24 protein-coding genes are annotated in these 22,970 nt (G+C 68.0%); 3 read left to right on the top strand and 21 right to left on the bottom strand.

Features of this window, described 5'->3' with window-relative positions:
• Window positions 1-12: 12 nt before the first annotated feature.
• Window positions 13-771: an alpha/beta fold hydrolase gene (locus ACLBYD_RS19070; protein ID WP_447817635.1), complete on the bottom strand. Its 759-nt coding sequence runs from the start codon at window positions 769-771 to the stop codon at window positions 13-15.
• A 33-nt stretch (window positions 772-804) separates the two neighbouring features.
• On the opposite strand from ACLBYD_RS19070, the gene ACLBYD_RS19065 reads away from it, so the two are divergent.
• On the top strand, window positions 805-1,110 hold the full coding sequence (locus ACLBYD_RS19065; protein WP_006550495.1) for an antibiotic biosynthesis monooxygenase family protein: 306 nt from the start codon (window positions 805-807) through the stop codon (window positions 1,108-1,110).
• Between the two features lies 1 nt (window position 1,111).
• The gene (locus tag ACLBYD_RS19060) at window positions 1,112-1,642 is read left to right on the top strand and encodes a DUF1990 family protein (protein ID WP_447817634.1); all 531 of its coding nucleotides are present in this window, start codon (window positions 1,112-1,114) and stop codon (window positions 1,640-1,642) included.
• Here the strand turns inward: ACLBYD_RS19060 and ACLBYD_RS19055 are convergent.
• From ACLBYD_RS19055 to ACLBYD_RS19045, 3 genes are all read right to left on the bottom strand, one after another.
• Complete coding sequence (locus tag ACLBYD_RS19055; RefSeq protein WP_060653554.1) at window positions 1,632-2,318, bottom strand: DsbA family oxidoreductase; 687 nt, start codon at window positions 2,316-2,318, stop codon at window positions 1,632-1,634. The two genes, ACLBYD_RS19060 and ACLBYD_RS19055, sit on opposite strands and share 11 nt — an antisense overlap.
• Before the next feature lie 61 nt (window positions 2,319-2,379).
• The gene (locus ACLBYD_RS19050) at window positions 2,380-2,820 is read right to left on the bottom strand and encodes an OsmC family protein (RefSeq protein ID WP_060653552.1); all 441 of its coding nucleotides are present in this window, start codon (window positions 2,818-2,820) and stop codon (window positions 2,380-2,382) included.
• A gap of 117 nt (window positions 2,821-2,937) precedes the next feature.
• Window positions 2,938-4,236: an oxygenase MpaB family protein gene (locus tag ACLBYD_RS19045; RefSeq protein WP_447817633.1), complete on the bottom strand. Its 1,299-nt coding sequence runs from the start codon at window positions 4,234-4,236 to the stop codon at window positions 2,938-2,940.
• Window positions 4,237-4,355: 119 nt separating this feature from the next.
• Between ACLBYD_RS19045 and ACLBYD_RS19040 the strand changes: the two genes are divergently transcribed.
• The gene (locus ACLBYD_RS19040; protein ID WP_447817631.1) at window positions 4,356-4,982 is read left to right on the top strand and encodes a TetR/AcrR family transcriptional regulator; all 627 of its coding nucleotides are present in this window, start codon (window positions 4,356-4,358) and stop codon (window positions 4,980-4,982) included.
• A 23-nt stretch (window positions 4,983-5,005) separates the two neighbouring features.
• Here ACLBYD_RS19040 and ACLBYD_RS19035 read toward each other — a convergent pair whose 3' ends face one another.
• From ACLBYD_RS19035 to ftsH, 17 genes are all read right to left on the bottom strand, one after another.
• Entirely contained in the window at window positions 5,006-5,650 is a 645-nt protein-coding gene (locus ACLBYD_RS19035; RefSeq protein WP_447817630.1) for an MBL fold metallo-hydrolase, read from the bottom strand.
• A 179-nt stretch (window positions 5,651-5,829) separates the two neighbouring features.
• Window positions 5,830-8,373 carry an ATP-dependent Clp protease ATP-binding subunit gene (locus tag ACLBYD_RS19030; protein ID WP_016931934.1) on the bottom strand — a complete coding sequence of 848 codons (2,544 nt, stop codon included), beginning with the start codon at window positions 8,371-8,373 and terminating at the stop codon, window positions 5,830-5,832.
• 270 nt (window positions 8,374-8,643) lie between these two features.
• Window positions 8,644-10,074, bottom strand: coding sequence for a phospholipase D-like domain-containing protein (locus ACLBYD_RS19025; protein ID WP_447817629.1), 1,431 nt, complete (start codon window positions 10,072-10,074; stop codon window positions 8,644-8,646).
• Window positions 10,075-10,224: 150 nt separating this feature from the next.
• Window positions 10,225-10,584, bottom strand: coding sequence for a histone-like nucleoid-structuring protein Lsr2 (locus tag ACLBYD_RS19020; RefSeq protein ID WP_006550504.1), 360 nt, complete (start codon window positions 10,582-10,584; stop codon window positions 10,225-10,227).
• A gap of 95 nt (window positions 10,585-10,679) precedes the next feature.
• Window positions 10,680-12,146: a lysine--tRNA ligase gene (gene lysS / locus ACLBYD_RS19015; RefSeq protein WP_447817672.1), complete on the bottom strand. Its 1,467-nt coding sequence runs from the start codon at window positions 12,144-12,146 to the stop codon at window positions 10,680-10,682.
• A 98-nt stretch (window positions 12,147-12,244) separates the two neighbouring features.
• Window positions 12,245-12,730: a rhodanese-like domain-containing protein gene (locus tag ACLBYD_RS19010; RefSeq protein WP_447817628.1), complete on the bottom strand. Its 486-nt coding sequence runs from the start codon at window positions 12,728-12,730 to the stop codon at window positions 12,245-12,247.
• 93 nt (window positions 12,731-12,823) lie between these two features.
• Window positions 12,824-13,657, bottom strand: a complete 834-nt coding sequence (locus ACLBYD_RS19005; RefSeq protein ID WP_447817627.1) for a type III pantothenate kinase — start codon at window positions 13,655-13,657, stop codon at window positions 12,824-12,826.
• Between the two features lie 2 nt (window positions 13,658-13,659).
• Window positions 13,660-14,097 (bottom strand): aspartate 1-decarboxylase, encoded by a 438-nt coding sequence (gene panD / locus ACLBYD_RS19000; protein ID WP_447817626.1) that lies wholly within the window; start codon window positions 14,095-14,097, stop codon window positions 13,660-13,662.
• A gap of 44 nt (window positions 14,098-14,141) precedes the next feature.
• On the bottom strand, window positions 14,142-15,080 hold the full coding sequence (panC, locus tag ACLBYD_RS18995; RefSeq protein ID WP_447817625.1) for a pantoate--beta-alanine ligase: 939 nt from the start codon (window positions 15,078-15,080) through the stop codon (window positions 14,142-14,144).
• Complete coding sequence (locus ACLBYD_RS18990; RefSeq protein ID WP_447817624.1) at window positions 15,073-16,008, bottom strand: Rossmann-like and DUF2520 domain-containing protein; 936 nt, start codon at window positions 16,006-16,008, stop codon at window positions 15,073-15,075. Before ACLBYD_RS18990 ends, panC begins: the two co-directional genes overlap by 8 nt.
• A 159-nt stretch (window positions 16,009-16,167) precedes the next feature.
• The gene (locus ACLBYD_RS18985; RefSeq protein ID WP_447817623.1) at window positions 16,168-17,289 is read right to left on the bottom strand and encodes a DUF6779 domain-containing protein; all 1,122 of its coding nucleotides are present in this window, start codon (window positions 17,287-17,289) and stop codon (window positions 16,168-16,170) included.
• A 74-nt stretch (window positions 17,290-17,363) separates the two neighbouring features.
• Window positions 17,364-17,840, bottom strand: coding sequence for a DUF3180 domain-containing protein (locus ACLBYD_RS18980; protein ID WP_447817621.1), 477 nt, complete (start codon window positions 17,838-17,840; stop codon window positions 17,364-17,366).
• Window positions 17,841-17,851: 11 nt separating this feature from the next.
• Entirely contained in the window at window positions 17,852-18,376 is a 525-nt protein-coding gene (gene folK / locus ACLBYD_RS18975; protein WP_447817620.1) for a 2-amino-4-hydroxy-6-hydroxymethyldihydropteridine diphosphokinase, read from the bottom strand.
• Complete coding sequence (gene folB / locus ACLBYD_RS18970; protein WP_016692986.1) at window positions 18,373-18,756, bottom strand: dihydroneopterin aldolase; 384 nt, start codon at window positions 18,754-18,756, stop codon at window positions 18,373-18,375. Before folB ends, folK begins: the two co-directional genes overlap by 4 nt.
• Window positions 18,753-19,574 (bottom strand): dihydropteroate synthase, encoded by an 822-nt coding sequence (folP, locus tag ACLBYD_RS18965; RefSeq protein WP_447817671.1) that lies wholly within the window; start codon window positions 19,572-19,574, stop codon window positions 18,753-18,755. Before folP ends, folB begins: the two co-directional genes overlap by 4 nt.
• Window positions 19,575-19,606: 32 nt before the next feature.
• Window positions 19,607-20,293, bottom strand: coding sequence for a GTP cyclohydrolase I FolE (gene folE, locus ACLBYD_RS18960; RefSeq protein WP_202400287.1), 687 nt, complete (start codon window positions 20,291-20,293; stop codon window positions 19,607-19,609).
• Window positions 20,294-20,342: 49 nt separating this feature from the next.
• Window positions 20,343-22,919 (bottom strand): ATP-dependent zinc metalloprotease FtsH, encoded by a 2,577-nt coding sequence (gene ftsH / locus ACLBYD_RS18955; RefSeq protein ID WP_447817619.1) that lies wholly within the window; start codon window positions 22,917-22,919, stop codon window positions 20,343-20,345.
• Window positions 22,920-22,970: the final 51 nt, after the last annotated feature.

Below are 22,970 nucleotides of genomic sequence, written 5' to 3'. Positions count from 1 at the left end.
TTACCGGCAGTACTACTCGAGTCGGCTCGCCGACAGTGCGTGCGCGGTGAGAAAGTGTTCCACTGCGGTGCGGAACTCGTCGGGCCGGTCGTCGTGCACGAGATGCCCGGCGCCGTCGACGAGGACGTGGTCGGTGCCGGGTCGCGTCGCCATCCGCCGCATCTGCCCCTCGGGGGTGATGGTGAACTCGCCTTCGAGCAGCAGCGCGGGCACGCGAATCGAGTTCCACTCGTCCCAGAAGTGCCGCGACCCCCACTCTCCCGAGATGTCGCGGAAGGTCTCGACGTCGCCGTGCAGATACCAGCCGTCGTCGCGGCGGACGAACGAGTCGAGGAAGTAGCGACCCGCGACGGGCCCGAAGAAGTCGAACACCGCATCCTCGGTGGGGAACGGTTGCGGCCACTGCGCGATCATCGCCGCCCAGTTCGCGGCCGTGCGTCCCCGGAAGTCGGGGGCCATGTCCTCGAGCACCAGCGCGGTGACCCGCTCGGGATGGGCGGCGGCGAAGCACCACGCGTGCAGGGCGCCCATCGAATGCCCGATCACGACGAGCGGCTCGGCGATCCCGGCGAGGTGGGCTGCGAGGTCGGCGACGAACGCCTCGGTGGTGAGTTCGTCGGGAGCGGGACGGCCGTGACCGGCGGCGTCGAAGGTGTACACGTGCCCGTGTCCGCGCAGCCACGGCACGTGACGACGCCACGTCCGGGCGCTGCCCATGAGGCCGTGCAACAGGAGGATGGGTCGTCCGGTTCCGCCCTCGTCGTGCAACACAATCGACCAAGTTAGCGGAGTAGGCTCTCGCGCATGGCAGTCGTGAAGATCAACGCAATCGAAGTTCCCGAAGGCGCCGGCCCCGAGCTGGAGAAGCGATTCGCCAATCGGGCGCACACCGTCGACAACTCCCCCGGCTTCCTGGGTTTCCAGCTGCTCCGCCCCACCGCCGGCGAGAACCGGTACTTCGTGGTGACGCAGTGGGAGTCCGAGGAGGACTTCGCCGCGTGGCGCGACGGCGACGCACGTGCCGCCCACGCGGGTGAGGCGAAGAAGCCCGTCGCGACCGGCGCATCGCTGCTCGAGTTCGAGGTCGTCCTCGACGTCAAGAAGTCCTGAGATGTCCGCGTCCGGCGGGTCCGGGCGTGAGTTCACCTATCCGGAGGTGGGAGCGAGCCTGCGGGCCTTCCGGGGCGAGGCGCCGCTCCCCTCCGGTTATCGGCACCTGAAGGTCGAGAGCGAACTGGGCAGCGGCGACACCGTGTTCGAGGTCGCCGCTGCCCGGTTGTTCTCGTGGGACATGCATCGTGGTGCGGGCATACGGATTCCTGCCGGCACGCCCCTCGCAGTACCCGGCGTCGAGGTGGATCTCGGCTTCGGTCTCGGACCGGTGCGCGCGTCGGCACGGTGCCGCGTGGTCGAGATCGTCGACACCGCCGACCTCCGCGGATTCTGCTACGGCACGCTCACGGGTCATCCGGAGAACGGCGAGGAGACCTTCGTCGTCGAGCGGACCCCGGACGGACGGGTGCGGGGAACGGTGCTCGCGTTCTCCCGCCCCGCCCGCTGGTACACGAAGCTGGCCGGTCCCGCCGGGCACCTGCTCCAGCAGCAGATCGCGCGACGTTATCTCGCGGCACTCACAGCTTGACCGTCACGTCGTCGACGGCCTTGCGCAGGAACTGACGGAAGACGTCCACCGGCTGCGCACCCGACACCGCGACGGCGCGGTTGGCCACGAAGAACGGCACCCCCTGCACGCCGATCCGTCGCGCGTCGAAGAGATCGGCGGTCACGGCGTCGGCCGCGGCCTCACCGGCGGGATCGTCGCCGTCGAGGGCCGCGCGCGTCGACTCCGGATCGAGCCCGACCTCGGTGGCGACCTTCACGAGGACATCCACATCGTCGACCACCTCGCCGTCGACGAAATGCGCACGGAACAACGCCTCGAGGACCTCGTCGCGCTTGTCGCCGGCCAGATGCGCGAGCCGGTGCGCATCGAAGGTGTTGGCGGCGACGACGTTGTCGAAGTCGATCTCGAGTCCCACGTCGGCAGCGGTATCCGAGACCTGGGCGAACATCTGCCTGACCTGCTCGGCCGGCATCCCCTTCATCGCGACGAGCGCCTCGACCTCGGGGACCCGTCGCCCGACCGGTGTGTCGGGCGAGAGCTGGTACGACCTCCAGGTGACCTCGATCCGGTCGCGGTCGTCGAAGGACTCGAGCGCCTCCGCGAAGCGCCGCTTGCCGATGTAGCACCAGGGGCAGGCGATGTCGGACCAGATCTCGATGTGGGCTGTGGGGAGAAGTACGTCGGGCATGCTCATAACCGGGTACAACCCGGCCCTGACGTGCTCTGTTCCCGGGCCGATCGGTCCACGAACCCGGTCAGCTCTCGAGGGCGGCGTCCAGGGAGATCTCGACGCCGGTGAGTGCCTTGCTCACGGGGCATCCCGCCTTCGCGTCCTCTGCGGCCTTGACGAAGCCGTCGGCGTCGAGGCCGTCGACCTCGCCCCGCACCTTCAGCTCGATTCCGGTGAGCCGGAATCCGCCCGCCGGGTCGGGCCCCAGCGAGACGTCGGCGGTGACCTCGAGGCTCTGCGGTGTGCCGCCCGCCTCCGCGATCAGCGCGGACAACTGCATCGCGTAGCACGACGAATGCGCGGCGGCGACGAGCTCCTCGGGGCTGGTGGTGCCGTCCGCGTTCTCCGCCGAGCGTTTCGGGAACGACACGTCGAACGTGCCACGGCCCGAGCTGGTGAGCTCCACCTGACCGGAGCCCTTCTGCAGATCCCCGTTCCATGCGGTCCGTGCGGTACGAGTGGGCATGACCTCTCCTTCTCTGCGTGCGACAGCGCTGCATGCGACAGTTGCTTCACGAACCACACTTGCAGAGTCGCGATGGTGGCGAGGGCCGTTCGCGCCAGAGCGTTCCCGATGTCCGGATCAGGCCGATCGCGCCCGGAGTTCGCGGTCGCGCTCGCGGATCGACTGCACGGCTTCGTCCCGTTCGTAGGGCCGCACCTCGAGCCGCCGCTTCACCTCGACGATCTCCCGCATGCGCTCGGCGTGACCCCGCCGGGCGGCGCGTCCGGCGCCTCCGGGCACCAGGACACTCAGGCGGTCGCGTAGGAGGTTGCGCGCGAACCACACCGGGTACAGCGCCGCCATCGGGCTCAGTGGTGGAACACCCACGGCGTCGGCGTATCCGGAACCCAGCGACAGGCGGGCCAGGTCGGCGTGGAAGTGATAGTGCGCCCAGCTCCTGATGCGGTTCGCCGCACCCGGGCCGTCGACCCCGTAGATGCGGGGAACGGCCTTCAGCGCGGCCTCGGTGAGAGCGGCGGACGAGTCGTCGGGGTCGACCTCCGACCAGACCGCCAGCCAGATCAGACGCAGAAGCTCATCAAGGGAGGTGACCTGTAGTTCCGCCGTCACGCCCATGGTGTGGGCGACGTAGCGGTAGAGGTGGACGATCGCATCGCGCTCACGTCGCGAGTACCAGTGTCCGGCCGCCATGACGGCGAGGGCCACCCCGGCGATCGGGATCATCGTCACGCAGTAGTGCAGCTGGTTCACGGGCCGGCCGTGCGTGTCCGTGTTCCAGTCGTCGACGCGGTCGATCCCGGCACGGATGTAGGCGTGCACGACGCGGACACGGGCGGTGTTCTTCGTCCCCGCTCCGAAGCGCTCCATTCCGCCGGGCGCCGTGCAGTCCAGCGACCACGAGACCGTCTCGACGATCCGACCCGCGGCGCGTTTCGCGAGGTCGCCGCCGCGCAGCAGCACGTCGTTGACGCGCGGGGAGACGTAGCTGGCCGGGAAGGCGATGGCGGTGGTGAACGCCATGAGGGTGCTCAGCGGCATCCGCGCGATCGCCCGCGCGGCGAGATCGAGCTTGTCGTAATCGACCCAGAACGGCACGTCGTCGAGGGTGGCGATGAACGCTGCCACCTCGGGTGCGGGATCGTCCACGGTCTCGATGCCGTGTTCGAGTGCCTGCTCGAACTGTGTGCGGATGCGGAGCCGGTCGCGGCGCATCGCGGCGACCAGATCATCGGCCACGGGATCGCAGGCGTGCGCGAACTTGGCGAACGCCCGGGCCTGGGCCCGGGTGGGCCGCACCGAGTCGCCGGCGAGCAACGACATCGCCAGACGCGGGCCGCCCTCTCGCAGGATCGGCTTCGGTGCGAGTCGATCGGTTCGGTCGTGCAGGTGGGCAGTCGACGGGGCATCGATCGTCACGTTTCCTCCTCGTCCGGATTCGGGGACCGACTATGACAAGGATTTCACAATTAGTAAACATTCGATTCCGGAATTGATCGATTCCGGAAGGCCGGTGGTGTTGTGCCACACTCGACGATGTGTCCGAGCCCGAAGCCACCCGCGCGTATCGCGGCGTCGCCCCGGCCGACCGGCGCGCCGAACGCCGCAAGCGTCTCCAGAACGCGGTGATCGACGTCGTCGCCGACGAGGGCTGGTCGGCGGCGACGGTACGGAAGGTCGCGGCCACCGCGGGAGTCGGCCCGCGCTTCTTCTACGAGAGTTTCACCGACATGACCGACCTCGTCACCACCGCCTACGACGAGCTCGGCGCGACCCTGCTCGAACGCGCCGTCGACGCCATCGCGGCGGCCCCCGACGAGCTGCACGCCAAGGCGCGCGCCGCGGTGGGAGCGATCGTCGGCGCCGTCGAACGCAACCCCCAGCAGGGTCGCTTCCTCATCTCCGACGCGCCCCCGCTCGCCGAGCGGAAGAGCGCGTTCATCCGGTCCGCCGCCGACGAACTCGCCGAGCAGAGCGACGCGGTGGGCACCCGCCTCGACTCCCGGCGGGCCGAACTGTGCGCGGTGGTCGTCATGGCCGGTGCCGTCGAGCTCGTCCGCGGCTGGCTCGATGGCACGCTCGACATCCGTCCCGACGAACTCACCGAGATCGTCGCCAGCACCCTGTCGACACTCACCGCGCACATGCCGACCATCGGAAGATGAGCCGGTCCGGGCAAGCGCCCGGCTCAGCCCTGCACCGCGGCAGACAACCCGGTCAGAGCCTGGTCGACGTGGGCAGGCCACTCCCGAGGGTCGATCCGGTGCACGCCCGACTCCCCCGCGAACGCACTCGAGATCACCACATCGGGTTCCATCGTCGCCAGCAGGCGCAGACTGTCGGCGAGCGCACGGGCGTCGCTCATCCCCTCGATGTTGCCGGCCCGCCACTTCCCCGACGCACCGCGGTACAGCGTGTCGCCGGTGAACAGGTAGCGGGTCCCGTCCGCGCCGGGCACCAGATAGCAGATGCTCCCCACCGTGTGCCCGGGCGTCGGAACGATCTCCACTCCGTTGTCATCCACGTGACGTTCCGTCAGCGGGACGTCGATGCAGGCGTGCCGGCCGACCACGTCGGTCTCCGCCGCCGCCGCGTGGAGTCTCGCCCCGAAGCGCTCGGCGATCCTGCCGAGCATCGGACCGGCCTCGTCCTGGTGGGACAGGTACTGGTCGGTGATCCCCCCGAGGCGGTCCAGTTCGTCGAAATCGGCCTCACCCGCGACCGAGTAGAAGAGCACGTTGTTCTTCCCGGTCCACAGATAGGCGTGCGTCCTCAGCCCCGGGAACGGGTTGTCCTCCTGCGTCTCCCACAGATCGGGCAATACTTGCCGCATCGCGATACCTCCTGGTCGTCGTCCGGTCACCACCCACCGTGCAACCTCGAGCCGACTGGAGGTCAAGTGCGTCGGACGACGAGAGGGGCGACACCCTCTCGGGTGCCGCCCCTCTCGGTACAGCAGGTGCCTGCTCTCACAGGTTGCAACACGTGCCTGCATTCACAGGCGTCGAGCGCTTATCCGGCTTCGGACTCGCCCTCGCTGGACTTGGCCAGCGCGACCGCCGGGGTGTCCGGAACCTCGGCCGGCTTCTCGCTCGGCGTGAACGTGAACTTCGCGTTCTCGCCGGCGCCCTCGCCGTCCCAGCCCTCGACGTCGACGAGGACGATCTGACCTGCGCCGATCTCGCCGAACAGGATCTTTTCGGAGAGCTGATCCTCGATCTCGCGCTGGATCGTGCGACGCAGCGGACGTGCGCCGAGCACCGGGTCGAAGCCGCGCTTGGCGAGCAGCGACTTTGCCTTCTCGGTGAGCTCGATACCCATGTCCTTGTTCTTCAGCTGCGTCTCCACACGTCCGACCATGAGGTCGACCATCTGGATGATCTGCTCCTGCGTGAGCTGGTGGAAGACGATGATGTCGTCGATGCGGTTGAGGAACTCGGGCCGGAAGTGCTTCTTCAGCTCGTCGTGGACCTTGTTCTTCATCCGCTCGTAGTTCGACGCCTCGCCCGTGCCGGCGGAGAAACCGAGCCCCACGGCCTTCGAGATGTCGGCGGTGCCGAGGTTCGACGTGAAGATCAGCACGGTGTTCTTGAAGTCGACCGTGCGTCCCTGGCCGTCGGTGAGGCGACCGTCCTCGAGGACCTGCAGGAGGGTGTTGTAGATCTCCTGGTGGGCCTTCTCGATCTCGTCGAACAGAACCACGGAGAACGGCTTGCGGCGCACCTTCTCGGTGAGCTGGCCGCCCTCTTCGTAGCCGACGTAGCCGGGAGGAGCACCGAACAGGCGCGACGCGGTGAAGCGGTCGTGGAACTCACCCATGTCGATCTGGATGAGCGCGTCGTCCTCGCCGAACAGGAAGTTCGCGAGCGCCTTGGACAGCTCCGTCTTACCCACACCGGACGGGCCGGCGAAGATGAACGAACCGGACGGACGCTTCGGGTCCTTCAGGCCGGCACGCGTACGACGGATCGCCTTGGCGACGGCCTTGACGGCGTCCTCCTGGCCGATGATCCGCTTGTGCAGCTCGTCCTCCATGCGGAGCAGACGCGTGGTCTCCTCCTCGGTGAGCTTGAACACCGGGATACCGGTCCAGTTGGCGAGAACCTCGGCGATCTGCTCCTCGTCGACCTCGGCGATGACGTCGAGATCGCCCGCACGCCACTGCTTCTCGCGCTCGGCACGCTGCGCGACGAGCTGCTTCTCCTTGTCGCGCAGGCTCGCGGCCTTCTCGAAGTCCTGCGCGTCGATCGCCGATTCCTTCTCGCGACGGGCGTCGGCGATCTTGTCGTCGAACTCGCGCAGGTCCGGCGGCGCGGTCATGCGACGGATGCGCATGCGGGCACCGGCCTCGTCGATGAGGTCGATCGCCTTGTCCGGCAGGAAGCGGTCGTTGATGTAGCGGTCGGCGAGAGTGGCCGACGCGACGAGCGCCTTGTCGGTGATCGAGACGCGGTGGTGCGCCTCGTAGCGGTCGCGCAGACCCTTGAGGATCTCGATGGTGTGCTCCACCGTCGGCTCCCCGACCTGCACCGGCTGGAAGCGGCGCTCGAGAGCGGCGTCCTTCTCGATGTACTTGCGGTACTCGTCGAGGGTCGTCGCACCGATGGTCTGCAGCTCACCGCGGGCGAGCTTGGGCTTGAGGATCGACGCGGCGTCGATCGCGCCCTCGGCAGCACCGGCACCGACGAGCGTGTGCAGCTCGTCGATGAACAGGATGATGTCGCCGCGGCTGTTGATCTCCTTGAGGACCTTCTTCAGGCGTTCCTCGAAATCGCCGCGGTAACGGCTGCCGGCGACGAGCGAGCCCAGGTCGAGCGTGTAGAGCTGCTTGTCCTTGAGGGTCTCGGGGACTTCACCGTTGACGATGGCCTGCGCGAGGCCCTCGACGACGGCGGTCTTGCCGACACCCGGCTCGCCGATGAGCACCGGGTTGTTCTTCGTACGACGCGACAGCACCTGCATGACGCGCTCGATCTCCTTCGCCCGGCCGATGACCGGGTCGAGCTTGCCCTCGAGAGCTGCCTGCGTGAGGTTGCGGCCGAACTGGTCCAGGACGAGCGACGTGGACGGAGTGCCGGTCTCGCCACGGCTCGTGCCGGATTCTGCGGGCTCCTTGCCCTGGTAACCGGACAGCAGCTGGATGACCTGCTGACGCACCCGGTTGAGGTCGGCGCCGAGCTTGACGAGCACCTGCGCCGCCACGCCCTCACCCTCGCGGATGAGACCGAGCAGGATGTGTTCGGTACCGATGTAGTTGTGTCCGAGCTGGAGCGCTTCGCGAAGGCTCAGCTCGAGGACCTTCTTGGCACGAGGAGTGAAGGGAATGTGCCCCGAGGGCGCCTGCTGACCCTGGCCGATGATCTCTTCGACCTGGCTGCGCACACCTTCGAGGGAGATACCCAACGACTCGAGCGACTTCGCCGCCACACCCTCACCCTCGTGGATGAGGCCGAGGAGGATGTGCTCCGTGCCGATGTAGTTGTGGTTGAGCATCCTGGCCTCTTCTTGAGCCAGGACAACGACGCGCCGCGCGCGATCGGTGAACCTTTCGAACATCGCACTCCCTCACACTCTCCGGCCGCCGGTCCGGTACGCCGATCGTCCCGCACCCTGCTGCCGCTCTTAAGCTCCGGCACTCGAGTCGTTCGTCGGAACCGTTTCGAGGTTCCAAGCTCCCACTCCACACTCTAGTGGTCGTGGTATCGACTCGCTTTCCCTCTACCCTTCGGAAGGCGGCGAGAAAACCCGGTTTCAGAAGTTAACGCTGCACGTGGCGGATACGTTTCCGCAAGCTGTACGCCACAAGCGAACAGCGGCAGTGGAAGATCAACGGGCGAAGAATCGCTCGATCCTGCGTCCGAAACTCCGCGAGGCGCGTTCGGGGTCGGCCAGAGCACTTTCTGCGAGGACACTGTCCTCGTCCGACACCGTACCCGGTTCGAACGGCCGCAGCGAACGTCCCGGGCCGCGCAACCGTTCGATGGTGGAGATGAGCGAGCCGCCGCCCCTCGTGGCCTCGGCGATCACCTCGGGATCGACGTCGAGGTGTTCCGCCACCAGGATGTTGCGCAGCTCAACGGCCGCGCGGCCGACCGCGTCCCCGGGTTCGGCGGCTTCGATCGCCAGGTCGCATTCGGTGTCGAAGCCCATCGAACGATTGTTCAGGTTCGACGATCCGATCCGCAGCAGCGTCTCGTCCATCACGACGACCTTCGCGTGCACGTAGATCGGCTCGCCGCCGGCGGTGACGGGATAGTAGGCGGCGAAACGGCCGTGCACGTCGGCCTCCCACAGCATGTGCAGCAGGGCACGCCGGGCACCGTCCATCGCCTTGCGTTCGAGCCAGCCCTCGGCGTTGCGCGGGATCACCACCACGATCTCGGGGCCGTCCGGTTCCTGCAGTCGTTCGGCGAGCGCGTCCGCGATCCTGCGCGAGGCCAGGTACTGACTCTCGAGGTAGAGGGTGTGCCGGGCCTTCTCGATCACCGACAGGTACAGCGCCTCGATCTCGTGGACGCCGTCCTTCCCGTCGTAGGTGGGCAGTGTGCGAGCAATGCCCACGTCGACACCGCGGAGGGTCGGTTCGAGATCGTCGGGCCAGATCGGTTCCGGCTCCGGCACGGGCTCGAGTTCCTCCCCCGTGGCCGCCTTCCACCGGGCGCGGGCCTGGTCGCCGAGGGCCCGCGCGGCATCACCGTCGACGGCGGTCGTCACGTCGTGCCACGGCCCGTAGCGTTTACCGCTCGGCTCGCGGCGGTATTTGCTCCGGTCCGGATGATCCGGGGTGTCCCAGCGGTCGACGGTCATATCGATACCGCCGCAGAAAGCGATGCTGTCGTCGACGACGAGAATTTTCTGATGATGCGCCGCGCCCACGGGATGCGCCCCGTCTATTTCGAAGTGCAGGCGTGGGTCGGTGAGCCAATCGAGCACGAACACCGGCGTCATTCCGCGCGCGAGGGCACTGAACGCACCGATGTTCCACTTGAGCAGATAAATATCGAGATCGGGGCGGCGTTCGGGAAGCCATTCGAGGAATTCACCGAGTTTGTTCGGTCCATCGAGAGTCGCGCCGTCGGGTTCGAACTTGATCCGGGTGTCGAAATCCCACCCGATCAGCATGATGCGCTTTTCCGCGCGGAGCATCGCCGACTTGGCGTGACGGAAATAGTCGGCCGCGTCGACTATGCAGGTCATCCTCTCCGCTCGCGCGATTCGCCAGCAGGTGGAACCAGGTTCGAGCACGGTCTCGGCCATGAGCGGATGCTACTCCCCCACCGCATCGTGCCGGTTCGTCCGCACAACCGAGTGGTGTGACGAGCACCACTGTGCCGCAACCGAACCCGCCTATCGACGACTGTGGGGCGCCGTCCACGGATGGACGACGCCCCACGGACGAGGATTTTGTCAGTGCGCCTTGTTGTACGCCTCGACGATCTCCGCAGAGATTCGGCCACGCGCCGAAACCGGCAGATCGTTGTTCCGTGCCCATTCACGGATAGCGGCCGTCTGCTCGCGACCCGCACTTCCGGATCCGCTCTTGCGCGCAGCCGGCGCAGTTCCGGCCGCGGTCTTGCTCCGCTTGCGGCCGCCGACCTTGCGAGCGTGTTCGATCCAGAATTCCAACTGCTCGCGCAGCCGTGCCGCATTGTCCTCGGAAAGGTCGATCTCGTACGTCACTCCGTCGAGACCGAACTCCACCGATTCGTCCGCCGCCGATTCCTGATCCACATCGTCGATCAGGGTGACAGTGACTTTCTTCGCCATGTGGTGTAAATCCTCTCGCATGCGCTTCCCCCCGCGGGACGGGCACCACACTACCCGCCGATTAACGCATCGCAATATGGAGCGGCGAAATCCGATTAACGGATGTTCGGTCGGACAATCGGGAACAGGATTGTTTCACGGATTCCCAGACCGGTAAGTGCCATCAGCAGACGGTCGATTCCCATTCCGGTACCGGTGGTCGGCGGCATTCCCTGTTCCATCGCGGCGAGGAAATCCTCGTCGAGGACCATTGCCTCGTCGTCACCTTCCGCGGCCAGGCGCGCCTGGTCGACGAAACGCTCGCGCTGAATCACCGGATCGACGAGTTCCGAGTAACCCGTGGCGAGTTCGAAACCGCGGACGTACAGATCCCATTTCTCGGTGACCCCGCGCACCGTGCGGTGATCGCGGGTCAGCGGCGACGTCTCGACGGGGAAATCACGCACGAAGGTCGGCTCGTTCAGCTGGTCGCCGCACATGTGCTCCCAGAGTTCCTCGACGAGCTTGCCGTGACCCCAGCCCTTGCCCTCGGGAATCTCCAGACCGACGCGATCCGCGAGCGCGGTCAATTCCTCGAGCGTGGTGTCGGGGGTCACGTCCGTGCCGATCGCCTCGGACAGCGAGGGATACATTTCGAGAGTTTTCCATTCACCCCCGAGGTCGTATTCCGTACCGTCGGCGAGCGTCACCACATGGCTGCCGAAGATCGCGAACGCGACCTCCTGGATGATCTCGCGGATCATCCGCGCCGAATCGTCGTAGGTGCCGTACGCCTCGTACGTTTCGAGCATCGAGAATTCCGGCGAGTGCGTCGAGTCGGCACCCTCGTTACGGAAATTGCGGTTGATCTCGAAGACCTTCTCGATACCGCCGACGACGCAGCGCTTGAGGAACAGTTCCGGCGCGATACGCAGGTACAGATCGATGTCGAGTGCGTTCGAGTGCGTCACGAACGGGCGGGCCGCCGCACCGCCGTGCAGGGTCTGCAGCATGGGCGTCTCGACCTCGAGGAAGCCGCGACGCTCGAGCGCGTTGCGCAGCTCGCGCACCACCGCGACACGCATGCGTGCATTGCGACGTGCTTCGGGACGCACGATGAGGTCGACGTAGCGCTGACGCACCCGCGCCTCTTCGTTCATCTCCTTGTGCGCGACCGGCAGCGGACGCAGCGCCTTCGACGCCATGGTCCACGAGTCGGCCATGACGCTGAGCTCACCGCGACGGGAGCTGATGACCTCGCCGTGCACGAACACGATGTCGCCGAGGTCGACTTCGGACTTCCAGGCGGCGAGCGCCTCCTCGCCGACGCCGGCGAGGCTGAGCATGACCTGCAGCTGGGTGCCGTCGCCCTCCTGCAGCGTCGCGAAGCACAGCTTGCCGGTGTTGCGCGAGAACATCACGCGGCCGGCGACGCCCACGACGGTGCCGGTGGCGGTGTCGGGTTCGAGGTCGGGATACTCGGCGCGGATCTCCGCGAGCGTATGGGTGCGCGGGATCTCGACGGGATAGGCGTCCGAACCCTGTGCCAGGAGCCGTTCGCGCTTCTCGCGGCGGACCCGCATCTGCTCGGGGGTGTCGTCGGGCTGCTGAACGGTGGCATCACTCACGGGTAACCAGACTATCGGACACCCGAGGTCACTATTCCTGCAGATGCGCGCTTTCAGTGAGCGGTGACCCGCGCCACGTCCTGCGCGACGTGCTGGGCCTCGGCGACTGCGCCGACCAGGCGGGCCGCGCGGATGGCGTCGTAGCCTCCGACGAGGTGGGTGACCCGGCGCAGACCCTGCGCGTGCAGTTCGGTGACCACACCGTGCGAGCTCGCGCCGTCGGACGAGACGAGGATCCATTCGACGTCGCGGTCGACGGCGAGGGCGAGACGGCCCGGGCCGCTCGGATCGAGTCGCTCGGCGACGAGATCGGCGGAGATGGCCAGTGCACCGGGAAGTGTTCCCTGAGCGGCACGTTCGGCGTTCGAGCGGATGTCGACGACGACGGCGCCGCGGGCGACCGCTGCGGACAGTTCGGTGGGGTACGTGCGCTCGACGGCGAGCCGGTGGAAGGCGACCGGAGCAGTAGCGGCAACCGTAGAAGCGGCAACCGGAGCAGCGGTGGAAACAGAAGTGGTGGAAAGAAGCGCAGCGCGCATGAGAAAACTCCCAGGAATGTGTTATCGGTCGAGGCGGCGGTCAGCCTCGACAACACTCCTGGGTGCTCATGCAACGGATCACGAGGAACATCTTTACACAGAATGACGCTCAGCGGAACCCGCAGTTCCGCGTGCCGCTCGTCTCACCTGGTTCCGCTCGTACACCAGACGCAGTCCCTCGAGGGTCAGATCCGGCTCGTGGTGCTCGAGGGTGCGCGACTCCGGCATGATCAGCGGCACACTGTCGCCGGTGCCGATCACGGCCACGTCGTCGCCGTCGAAACCGGGCACCTCGGCGCAGATGCGCCGCACGATGCCGTCGACCATCCCGGCGAACCCGAAGACGGCCCCGGACTGCATGCACTCGACGGTGTTCTTTCCCAGAACACCTCGGGGACGGAGCAATTCGACCTTCCGCAGTGCCGCCGACCGCGACGCCAGCGCATCCATCGAGATCTCCACACCCGGAGCGATGGACCCGCCGAGGAACTCCCCCTTGCCCGACACGACGTCGACGCACGTGGAGGTCCCGAAATCCACGACGATGCACGGGGATCCGTAGAAGTGGTAGGCCGCCAGACTGTTGACGATGCGGTCGGCGCCGACCTCCTTCGGGTTGTCCACGAGCAGCGGCACTCCCGTGCGCACCCCCGGCTCCACCACCACGTGCGGCACCGACGACCAGTAGCGGTCGAGCATGACGCGCAGCTCACGTAGCACCGACGGCACGGTCGACAACGCCGCCACCCCGGTGACCTGCTCGGCGGATTCGCCGAGCAGACCGCGGAACAGCAGGGCGATCTCGTCGGCGGTCATCCTGGGGTCGGTACGGACGCGCCAGTCGCGCAGCAGCCGCGCGTGCGAGCCGCTGCCCGCGAACACCCCCAGGACGATATTGGTGTTGCGGACGTCGACGGTGAGGAGCACCTCTAGACCAGGGACGGGGAGTCGAGAGTCGACAGCATCCGCGGCGTGATCAGGCCCGAGCCCTCGGGAGCATGGGCGGGATCGTTGCCGAGCTCGATCTGGCGGTTGTCGGCGTCGACGAACACCACGCGCGGGTTGTAGTCCTTGCACTCCTGCTCGTTCATCACGCCGTAGGCGATGAGTATGACGAGATCGCCGGGGCTGACGAGACGTGCTGCGGCACCGTTGATCCCGATGACGCCCGATCCACGCTCACCGGCGATGACGTACGTCTCGAGCCGGGCGCCGTTGTCGATGTCGACGATGCAGACCTGCTCGCCCTCGAGCAGATCCGCGGCGTCCATCAGATCCTGGTCGACGGTCACCGAACCGACATAATGCAGATCCGCGTGGGTGACCGTGGCGCGGTGGATCTTCGACTTCATCATGGTGCGGAACATGCTCGTCCTCGGTTTCTTTCTCGTTTCCGAATTCGATCGGTGGGTCAGCGGTTCGTCAGGTTGTCTTCGGCGTCGGGATCCACCGGGCCGGTGGCTCGTTCGAGGAAGCCGGTGCCGACGGCGACCCCGACGTTGTCGATGAGGCGTGTGGAGCCGAGTCGTGCGGCGACGAGCAGTCGGCCGTCGCCGCGTTCGGGTGCCGGCCCCAGATCGGCGCCGCGCACCTCGAGATAGTCCACCTCGATCTGCGGGCTCTGCGCGAGCACGTCGCGTGCCGTGGACAGGATCGCCTCGGCTCCGCCCGCTGCGGCGTGTGCGCCGGCGACGAGCGCCGCAGACAGCGTGGTCGCGATCGCGCGCTGCTCGGGGTCGAGATAGCGGTTGCGGGAGGACAGGGCGAGTCCGTCCTGTTCGCGCACGGTGGGAACGCCGAGGATACGGATGTCGAGATTCAGGTCGGCGACCATCTGACGGATCAGGGTGAGCTGCTGGTAGTCCTTCTCACCGAAGAACGCCGCGTTGGGACCGACGATGTTGAACAGCTTCGCGACGACCGTCAGCATGCCCGCGAAATGGCCGGGGCGCGAAGCACCTTCGAGCTCCGACCCGAGCGGACCCGGGTGGATCGTGGTGCGCGGGCCCTGCGGGTACATCGCCGAGACCGTCGGCACGAAGGCGAGCTCGACGCCCGCTTCGCGGAGCAGTTCGAGGTCGGCGTCGAGGGTGCGCGGGTAGGCGTCGAGGTCCTCGTTCTTCCCGAACTGCAGCGGGTTGACGAAGATCGACACGACCACGACGGCACCGGTGAGCTTGGCCTGGCGCACGAGTTCGAGGTGACCGGTGTGCAGCGCACCCATCGTCGGCACGAGTGCGACGGTGCGGCCGACGCCGCGCAGAGCCCGGGTGACCTTGGTCAGGCCTGCGGGATCGTGGTGAACGGTCAGTTCACCTCGCACGTATCCGCGCTGTCCTGCTTCACTCACCGTATTCAGCTCCTTCGAGAATTGCCATCAGTTCCGGCTTCGACCCGGTCCGTTGCGCCGATCGCAGCGACAGCGCGCGGTACCCGGCGGCGATCTGCGGGTCGACGGCCTCGAGCGCACGCAGGTGCGCGGCCACGGCGTCGGCATCGCCGCGCGCGACCGGCCCGGTGAGGGCCGAGGGCCCGCGCCGCAGCACGTTGTCGAGCGCTGCGGAGAGCAACGGCTGCAACACCCGTTCGGCGACTCCACCGGGGGCGTCGTCGACGAGTTGCTGGCCGAGCAGCTCCTCCCCCTGCAGGGCGCTGCGCAGCGCCTCGACGGCGTCGGCGACCAGCGTGACCAGATGGTTGCTGCCGTGCGCGAGTGCGGCGTGGTAGGTCGTGCGCATGGACTCGGGGACGCGGACCGGCTCGCCGCCGATCTCGAGGACGAGGGACTGCGCGATGGCGTAGCCGATCTCGTCGGCGGCCGTGATGCCGAAGCACGCGGAGGAGAGCCGGTCGATGTCCTCGTCGTGGCCGGTGAAGGTCATCGCGGGATGGATCGCGAGCGGCACGGCGCCCTGCTCGGTCAGCGGCTCGAGGATCGCGGTGCCGTGAGCACCGGAGACGTGGACGACGATCGTGCCGGCGGCGACCGAACCGGTGACTGCGAGGCCCTTGACCAGGGACGACAGTTCGGTGTCGGGAACGGCGAGAAGAAGGAGATTGCAGCGGCCGGCAACCTCGTCGACCGGCAGGATCTGCGAATCCGGCAGGCGGGTGGCGGCACGGTGCCGCGAGACGTCGGAGACGGCCGAGCAGGCCACGACGACATGACCGACGCGTTCGAAAGCTGCGCCGAGTGCAGTGCCGACCCGTCCGGCGGACACGATTCCTACCGACAGGCGCGCAGGCGCGGGTGCGTTGGTGATCCCGAAGGAATTCACGGGAGTCCTCTCGTTCGTTCCAGTCCCGCTCAGCGGGTACCGGACGTTCCGCTCGACAATAGCGCGCGCTTTCCGGGGCTCGCCACGGTCGGGCCGAGTGATCTGCGCCTCATCGACCGAGGTGGGGTGGGCGCGACCTGCCGCGCGATCGCCCCGCGATCAGCGCTCGGCCGACAACGACGCGAGGATCTCCGCGACCGTCCGGCCCTCACCGTCGGCGCGACGGCGCCGGGAGCGACGTCCGGACGATTCGTCGTCGTCCTCGTCGTCCTCCTGGGTCGTTTCCGCAGCTCCATCGGCCTTCGCGGCGGTGTCCTTCCCCTCCGCGGGGTCATCGCCCTTCGTCTTCGCTCCGGCCTCGTCTGCGTCCGTTTGCGGATCGGGATCGGATCCGGACTCGTGCTTGCCGGGCTTCTGCGGCTCCGGCTTCCCGTCCGCCGTCTTCTCGGCGCTCGCGACCTTCGCGTCCCCGGTCTTCGGGTCCTCGGTCTTCGGGTCCTCGACTGCCGCGTCCTCGATCTCGGCGTCCTCGACGTCCGGTCCTGCGGTCGCCGATGCAGCCGTCGCCTTCCCCGCCGTCGCCTTCTCGGCCGTTCCCTTCCCGGTCGCCGTCTTCCCGGTCGCAGCCTTGTCCTTCGCCTGCTTCTCGGGTCGCGGTTCTTCGACGCCACCCTTTCCGGGCGTCTTCTCCGACGCCTTCGCAGCACGCATTGCCGCCTCGACCGATTCGGTCTCCGCGGTGACCGGCTCGTCGTCGGGGGAAGCGAAGGCCGGCCCCGACGGGCGCGGAGCGGACACTCGCGCCGCCTCGCTCAGTTCACGCAGCTCCTCGGCCTGGCCTTCGAGGGCGACGACGTCGTCGGGCAACCGGCCGTCGAACAACATCTCGAGCGTGCGGCGCAGGGTGGCCAGCTCGGTGCGCAGGGCCGCCATCTCACCGGCGTCGAGCTTCAGATCGGCGCGGACCTTCTCCTCGACGCTCAGCTCGTACTCGCGCCGCGCCGCGATCTCCCTCTGCAACTGCAGCTCGTAGACCGTCTTCAGGTCGTCGGCCTTCGCCCGATCGAGCGCCGATTCGCGGCGGTACTTGTTCATCGCGATGGCTCCGACGGTCGCGGCCCACAGGGCGACGACCACCGCGACGCGCAGCAACTGCACGCTCTCACTGAAGATCAACAGCAGCGAGGCGATCATCGCCAGAGCGAGCAGACCGGCCACGATCATCGAGCCGGTACTGCGCCACGGACGGCGATTCCTGTCTGGTCGCGCCGAGGTTGCCATGACCATCAGGGTACTTGGATGGGTCCACCGATCGGAGCTGGACGACACGCCCTGCCCCACCGCGAAATCCGAGGTCAGAGCGCCGGTTCGTTCGGTTCGTCGGGGTCTTCCGGTGTCCGGCAACAGTATTCGAGCCACAGTGCGGCCGCCGCCAGTGCGATGCCGGCGAGGGCTCCGACGAGCACACCCGAGGTGTCGTCGGTGGCGGCCTGCACGACTCCGCGCTGCGGCACGAGATACAGCAGGAAGCCGACCCACACTCCGGCGCTCGCGGCACCCACCAGTGCGGACGCCTTGGCGAGCGCGACCGCGCGAGCCGCGGTGATGGGATGCAGTCTGCCGGGCCCCTCACCGATCTCGTGCTTGCCGACCCGCCACCGGATCATGAACGCCAGGATCACCTCGATGATCGCGACGGGATACAGCGAGGCTCCCGCGTAGACGGGGATGGGCGGCAGCGAGCCGTACATCGTGCGGACGAGCAGCCACGCGACGATCGCTGCCAGCACGGCCAGTGCCAGCAGATCTCGGATCCGGGTCTGTTTCAGCACTCGCCGCGTCCCTAGGTCGTCGGCCCGGTGAGCGTCAGGTCGGTGCGGTGCACGCCCTCTCGTTCTGCGGCGTCGAGTTCGCCCAGCCACTCGCCGATACCCAACTGCCGGCCGTCGGCGGTGAGCACCGCTTCGGGTTCGACGTCGAGCCACGGGACGAGCACGAACGCCCGCTGGTGTGCGCGTGGATGCGGCAGGATCAGTTCCGGATCGTCGCTGCGCACCTCACCGTCGCCGTTGTCGCAGGTCACGACGTCGACATCGAGGCTGCGCGGACCCCAGCGCCGGATCCGGAGGCGTTCGGCGGCCTCCTCGAGCTCCTGGCCGAACCGGAGCCAGTCGCGCGGACCGAACGCGGGGTCCTCCGCGACGACGACCGCGTTGAGGAAGTCCTCCTGCTCGACACCGCCCCACGGGGCCGTCGAGTACACCGCCGAGACGGCGACGGCCCGCTCACCCAATGCGTCGACGACCGACCACAGATGCGCGAGCCGGTCGCCTATGTTCGATCCGATGGACAGCACGGCACGGCTCATGAGGCGCTCCCGGTCGCGTCGCTGCGGGAGCGGTCGATCACCACGGCGACGTCGCCGAAGGTCAGCGGGATCGGTGCCGACGGCTTGTGGAGCGTGACTTCCACCCGGGAGACACGCGGGTCGGTGAGCACCTCGTCGGCGATCTCCCCGGCGACCGTCTCGATGAGATCGCGACCCGGACCGGCGATGATCGCCGCGGCACGCTCGGCGAGTTCGCCGTAGTGCAGCGTGTCGGTCAGCTCGTCGGACGCCGCGGCCGGCGCGAGATCGAGCCACACGACGATGTCGACGACGAAGTCCTGGCCGTCCCGCTTCTCGTGCTCGAAGACGCCGTGATTGCCGCGGACCGTCAGTCCCCGGAGTTCGATGCGGTCGCTCACGCGTGCACTCCTTCCGCGCTGCCGCGCTGCCAGGCACGCACCACCGCGAGCGCGTCGCGGGATGCCTGCACGTCGTGGACGCGTACACCCCACGCGCCGTGGGTGGCGGCGAGCGCCGAGACGACCGCCGTGGCGACCTCGCGGCCCGCGGGCGGCCGGACCGTGCCGTCGGGCGCCGCGAGCAACGCTCCGAGGAAACGCTTCCGGGACGCCCCGATGAGCACCGGGAAACCCAGTTCGGTGAGCTCGGGCAGACGCTGCAGCAACTGCCAGTTGTGGTCGGGTTCCTTCACGAAGCCCAGACCGGGATCCAGCACGATCTTCTCGGAGTCCACGCCGGCGGCCACCGCGATGTCAACCTGGGTGAGCAGTTCGTCGCGGACCTCGCGGACGACGTCGTCGTAGTGCGTCGAACCGCCCGCGTGGACGAACTCGCCGAGGGGACGCCAGTGCATGAGGATCCACGGCACCCCGGCCTCGGCGACCACCGCGGCCATGTCGGCGTCGGCACGCCCACCCGAGACGTCGTTGATCATCGTCACCCCGGCCTCCACGGCCGCCTCGGCGACCGAGGCGCGCATCGTGTCGACGCTCGTGGGGATGCCCGCCTTCGACAGGGCCGCGATGACCGGCGCCACGCGGGACGCCTCGACCTCCGGGTCGACGCGCACGGCCCCCGGCCGGGTGGACTCGCCACCCACGTCGACGATGTCGACGCCGAGCTCGCGCAGCTCGAAGCCGCGGGCTATCGCGGTCTCGCGGTCCAGATAGCGACCGCCGTCGGAGAAGGAATCACTGGTGACGTTCAGTACGCCCATCACGACGGGCCACTGTTCGGCAGGGAAGACGGTCACCGGCGCAGGATCAGGTCCAGGGCCTCGGCACGCGACGCCGAACTGGTCTGGAACAACCCGCGCACGGCGGAGGTGGTGGTGCTGGCGCCGGGCTTGCGGATGCCGCGCATCGCCATGCACAGGTGCTCGGCCTCGACCACGACGATCACGCCGCGCGGCTGCAGCTTGCGCATCATGGCGTCGGCGATCTGGCTGGTGAGGCGTTCCTGGACCTGCGGACGCTTGGCGTAGAGGTCGACGACACGCGCCAGCTTCGACAGACCCGTCACGCGGCCCGTCGGGCCCGGGATGTATCCGACGTGGGCGACCCCGTGGAACGACACGAGGTGGTGCTCACACGTCGAGTACATCGGGATGTCGCGCACGAGGACGAGTTCCTGATGGCCTTCGTCGAAGGTCGTGTCGAGGACCTCGTCCGGGTCGGTGAACAGTCCCCCGAACACCTCACGGTAGGCACGGGCCACGCGGGCGGGGGTGTCGCGCAGGCCCTCGCGGTCCGGATCCTCACCCACCGCGATCAGCAGTTCGCGCACGGCCGCTTCGGCTCGGGCCTGGTCGAACGTACGTCCCGCGTCCACGCTCAACTCGTGGGTCGTCACATCCTCCGGGTCGGAACCCGTATCCGACTTCAGGTGGTTCACCGACACCCGCTCGCCCTCCACTCTTCGCTCACTCGTCTCCATCGGAACCGACGGTCCCGATGTGCGCCCGGTACCGACTCACCGACACCGATCAGTGCCGGCCGGCCGGGCCTTCCCACCGCTGTGTGGGAGGGGGCTCGGGAGCGCCGTAACCATCGCGCGGTTGCGAGTCTCCCACGTGGTTGTCACCGCGGTGCGCATCTCCCGCACCGTTGTCGCCGGAGTCCGACGGACGGTCGGCGTCCTGCGGCTCCTGCGGACGCCCGAAACTCTGCGTTTCCTGGGCCTGTTGTCCGTAGCTGGGCTGTCCGTAGCTCTGGGGGTTCTGACCCTGAGGTCCCTGCGGATACCCGTAACCCTGCGGCTGTCCGGAGCCCTGCGGCCCGTGACCCTGCTGTTCCTGCGGGGTCTGCTCGCGCGGCGGCCAGCCGGGAGCCGACCATCCGGCGGGAGCGCCGTAGTCGGGCCGCGTCGCGTGCCGCGGACCACCCGGGTACGGCGCCGCCGGCTGGAAGCCCGGAAGCGGTTCGGAGGCCGGGACCGGCAGCGACTGCGGTTGGGGCTGTGCCTGCGTGTGGGGCTGCGCCTGCGTCTGGGGCTGGGGGTAGCCGTTCGCCGGCTGGTACTGCGGCTGCGCGCCGGGCTGGTAACCGGAGGGAGCGGGCACCTCGCCCTGGCCCGGATACTGCGGATGCTGATGCGCCGGCTTCGTCAGCGACGGCGGTTCCGGCGGCCACGGCTCGCCGCGCTCGGCCGCGAGCTCGGCGGGTGTCTTGATCGGCGGCTTGTCGGACGGGACCCGATCACCGAAATCGTTGAAGGTCGTGATCCGCGGACGCTTCTTCACGTCGGCCAGGATCCGGTCGAGATCCTTGCGGGTGAGCGTCTCGTGCTCGAGCAGCTCGCCCGCCAGCACGTCGAGGGCGTCGCGGTAGTCGTTGAGGATCGCCCACGCCTCGGTGTGCGCGGCCTCGATGAGGTTGCGGACCTCCTCGTCGATCTCGCGTGCCACCTCGTGCGAGTAGTCGGACTGCACGCCCATCGACCGGCCGAGGAAGGGATCACCCTGCTCCTGGCCGTAGCGGACGGCGCCGAGCCTCGCGCTCATGCCGTACTCGGTGACCATCGCACGCGCGATCTTCGTGGCCTGGTCGATGTCGGACGAGGCGCCGGTGGTGGGCTCGCGGAAGACGAGCTCCTCCGCGGCACGACCGCCCATCGCCATGACGAGGCGCGCGATCATCTCCGAACGCGTCATCAGGCCCTTGTCGTCCTCGGGCACCGTCATCGCGTGACCGCCGGTGCGGCCGCGGGCGAGGATGGTGACCTTGTAGACGGGCTCGATGTCGGGCATCGCCCACGCGGCGAGGGTGTGACCGCCCTCGTGGTAGGCCGTGATCTTCTTCTCGTGCTCGCTGATGATGCGGCTCTTGCGGCGGGGACCGCCGATGACGCGGTCGACCGATTCCTCGAGGATCGTCTCGGTGATCACCGTGCCGTTCTCACGGGCGGTGAGCAGCGCGGCCTCGTTGACGACGTTCGCGAGGTCGGCGCCGGACATGCCCACCGTGCGCTTGGCGAGCGCACCGAGATCCGCGTTGGGATCGATCGGCTTGCCCTTCGAGTGCACGGCGAGGATCGCCCGGCGACCGGCGAGGTCGGGGTTCGTGACCGGGATCTGACGGTCGAAACGGCCGGGACGCAGCAGCGCCGGGTCGAGGATGTCGGGGCGGTTCGTCGCGGCCATCACGATGATGCCGGAGCGGTCGCCGAAGCCGTCCATCTCGACGAGCAGCTGGTTGAGGGTCTGTTCGCGCTCGTCGTGACCACCGCCGAGGCCGGCGCCGCGCTGGCGGCCGACTGCGTCGATCTCGTCGACGAAGATGATGCAGGGAGCGTTCTGCTTGGCCTGCTCGAACAGGTCGCGCACGCGGGAGGCGCCGACACCGACGAACATCTCGACGAAGTCCGAACCGGAGATCGTGAAGAACGGGACGCCCGCCTCGCCGGCGACGGCACGCGCGAGGAGGGTCTTACCGGTGCCGGGAGGGCCGTAGAGCAGCACGCCCTTGGGGATCTTCGCGCCGAGCGCCTGGTAGCGCGCCGGGTTCTGCAGGAAGTCCTTGATCTCGTAGAGCTCCTCGACGGCCTCGTTGGCGCCGGCGACATCGGCGAAGGTCGTCTTGGGCATGTCCTTCGACAGCTGCTTGGCCTTCGACTTGCCGAAGCCCATCATGCCGCCGCGGCCACCGCCCTGCATGCGGCTCATCACGAAGAAGAACACGCCGAGCAGGATGATCATCGGCAGGACGAACAGGAGGATCGACGTCAGCCAGCTCTCCTGGGTGACGCTCGTGTCGTACTTCTGCGCGCCCGACGCGGCGACGAGGTCGAAGATCTGCTCGGAGGCCGACGCGGGGTACTTCGCGATGATCTCGGTACTGCCCTCGGTCGCGTCGTTGCCGTTCTCGAGCCACAACCGGACCTGCTGTTCGCGGTCGTCGATGCGGGCTTCGCTGACGTTCTGCGATTCGAGTTGGGACACCGCGACGGACGTGTCCACCTGGGTGAAACCGCGCGTGTCGTCGCCGAAGTAACTGAAGGCGTAGATCACCAGCAGAATGCCGGCGACGATCGCCAGATTACGGAACACTGTCTTGCGGTTCATACAGGTTCGGCCCGAGCGGCCGGTCCTTTCGATCGAGTTCGTCGGGGTCTC

Source organism: Rhodococcus sp. C26F (genome assembly GCF_053345925.1).
The sequence above is the reverse complement of the archived record's forward strand: the minus strand, read 5'-3'. Positions and strand labels throughout refer to the sequence as shown.